Here is a 2465-nt window from a genome sequence, read left to right on the forward strand (position 1 = left end):
CGTAAGCGCTGTTCCGCTGCCACCTTGCGTGTTTGCGTGATTAAGGCAGATGCTGGGTTGGATGGAAGACGACAACCCTACGAGCGCACTGGACACTCGCATTGGAGTGGCTCGGGAGCCTGTTGGCCGCCCGGAAGTTCTGCGCAATATGGCTGGCCGACGGAGGATTTGGACGCTGGAGCAGAAGCTGGCGATCGTCGCTGCGATGGAGCGCTGCGACAACATAGCCGCATATTCACGCCAGTACGATATTCCGACATCATTGCTCTACACCTGGCGGCGGGAGTTCCGTTATGCCCTTGCAGCCCGGCAGGTGACAGAGCCTGCTAGTGATCACGCGCCGATGTTCGTGCCGGTCGTGGCCGATAGTCCCAAGTCAAAGTCGCACGATGTAGCAATCGAGGTTGAGCTTGGCGGTGCGGTGGTTCGGATCGGTCGGACGGCGACCCCCGGGTTGGCGACTGCGGTGATTGAGGCTCTTCAGGTGCGGCGTTGATCGGTCCTGGTTCAGGCGCTCGGGTGATGGTGGCAACGCGTCCTGTGGATTTCCGTAAAGGTCCTGATGCCTTGGCCGCACTGGTCAGTGCCGAGTATGGCGGCGACCCGTATTCCGGGGTGATCTATGTCTTTCGGGCGAAGCGGGCTGACCGGATCAAGCTGGTCTGGTGGGATGGGACGGGCCTGTGCCTGATGGCCAAGAGACTGGAGTCCGGCGGGTTCAAGTGGCCCGGCATTCAGGACGGTGTGATGCGCGTGACGGCCGCTCAGCTCGGCGCCTTGCTGGAAGGTCTGGATTGGCGCCGGGTGCATGGCGGGCGCCGTCCGATAGCGCCGCAAATTGCCGGTTGACGGGACTTTGGTCAGCTGATTCACTGCCATTATGCTGATGGAAGCGGACCTGCCGGAAGACGTCGAAGCGTTACGCGCATTCGCGCTTGAGCAGTCCCGCTTGCTCACAGAGGAACGTGCGGCAGCTGCCGATCTGGCAACCGCAAAGAGCGAAGCGGAAGCAGAGATAGAACGACTGCAGTCTATCCTCGATGCCTTCCTGCGCCACCGTTTCGGCCGTAAGTCCGAGCAGCTCGATCCCGACCAGCTCCAGCTTGGCCTTGAGGATGTTGAGACGGCACTTGGCGCAGCCCGTGCGGGGCGTGAAGCTGCATCGGCTCGTTCTAAGGGCGATCGTCCGCGCAAAGCCAACCGCGGTTCGCTACCAGCACATCTCGAGCGGATCGAGCAGCTCGTCGATGTCGAAGGCATCGACGGCTTTCGGGCCTGCCCGTGCTGCGGCGGCGGGCTGCATCAGATCGGCGAGGATGTCTCCGAACGGCTTGATGTCGTGCCGACCACGTTCCGTGTTCTGGTCACCCGTCGGCCTCGCTATGGCTGCCGCTCTTGCGAGAGCGCGGTCGTCCAGGCACCGGCACCGGCTCATATTGTCGAAGGCGGCATCCCCACTGAGGCTCTGATCACCCAAGTGCTGGTCGCCAAATATGCCGATCACCTGCCGCTCTATCGGCAAGCTCAGATCTACGCCCGGCAGGGCATCCAGCTGGATCGTTCCACTCTTGCAGACTGGGTTGGGCGGGCAGCCTGGTATCTGCGCCCGTTGCGGGATCATATCCTGGAACGCCTGCGACGATCCGAGCGGCTGTTCGCCGACGAGACGACAGCGCCAGTGCTCGATCCTGGTCGAGGGCGAACCAAGACCGGCCAGCTATGGGCCTATGTCCGCGATGATCGTCCCTGGGGCGGTATCGATCCACCGATGATCGCCTATGTCTATGCAGCGGACCGCAAGAGCGAGCGTGCCGAAGCTCATCTGGGTGACTTTGCAGGTATCCTGCAGGTCGACGGCTATGGCGGATATACCGCACTCGCCAAGCGGCAGCATCAGATCAAACTTGCATTCTGCTGGTCCCATGTTCGGCGCAAGTTCTTCGATCTCGCCGACAAGTCGCCGGTTGCCACCGAGGTGCTGCAGCGCATCGCCGGGCTCTATGCCATCGAGAGCGAGGTTCGCGGCACCAGTGTCGACCACCGCCGCGCGGTCCGCGACGAACAGGCCCGCGTCCTTGTCGATGACCTGCGCCATTATCTGGAAGCGCGGCTCCGCCAGGTCAGCGCCAAGAGCAAGCTGGCCGAGGCCATCCGCTATGCATTGACGCGTTGGGACGGCCTCACCGTCTTCCTCAACGATGGGCGCGTCGAGCTCGACACCAACACAGTAGAACGGTCGATCAGGCCCTTGGCCCTCAATCGCAAGAACGCTCTGTTCGCCGGGTCAGACGAGGGCGGCGATAACTGGGCAGTCATCGCAACGCTGATCGAGAACTGCAAGATCTCCGGCATCAACCCGCATACTTGGCTGACCGACACGCTCACCAAGCTCGCCAATGGTTATCCCGCGAACAGTGTCGGTGACCTCATGCCCTGGACCAACGTGGGCTGAGAACATCGCTTAC

3 protein-coding genes are annotated in these 2465 nt (G+C 62.3%); all 3 read left to right on the top strand.

Annotated features, from left to right (window positions below; all coding sequences use genetic code 11):
* The first annotated feature begins 61 nt into the window (after positions 1–61).
* Genes FHS49_RS19405 through tnpC form a run of 3 tightly spaced genes read left to right on the top strand, consistent with a single transcriptional unit; the run spans position 62 to position 2452 of the window.
* On the top strand, positions 62–496 hold the full coding sequence (locus FHS49_RS19405) for a transposase (protein WP_184022292.1): 435 nt from the start codon (positions 62–64) through the stop codon (positions 494–496).
* Between the two features lie 26 nt (positions 497–522).
* Positions 523–849, top strand: coding sequence for an IS66 family insertion sequence element accessory protein TnpB (gene tnpB, locus FHS49_RS19410; RefSeq protein WP_110300478.1), 327 nt, complete (start codon positions 523–525; stop codon positions 847–849).
* Between the two features lie 31 nt (positions 850–880).
* Positions 881–2452, top strand: coding sequence for an IS66 family transposase (gene tnpC, locus FHS49_RS19415; protein WP_184022295.1), 1572 nt, complete (start codon positions 881–883; stop codon positions 2450–2452).
* Positions 2453–2465: the final 13 nt, after the last annotated feature.

This window comes from Sphingobium boeckii, assembly GCF_014199215.1.
In the GTDB taxonomy this organism is placed as follows: domain Bacteria; phylum Pseudomonadota; class Alphaproteobacteria; order Sphingomonadales; family Sphingomonadaceae; genus Sphingobium_A; species Sphingobium_A boeckii.

Coding starts and splice junctions, on each gene's coding strand:
- FHS49_RS19405 (WP_184022292.1), top strand. CDS start 62: ATGGAAGACGACAACCCTACGAGCGCACTGGACACTCGCATTGGAGTG.
- tnpB (WP_110300478.1), top strand. CDS start 523: ATGGTGGCAACGCGTCCTGTGGATTTCCGTAAAGGTCCTGATGCCTTG.
- tnpC (WP_184022295.1), top strand. CDS start 881: ATGCTGATGGAAGCGGACCTGCCGGAAGACGTCGAAGCGTTACGCGCA.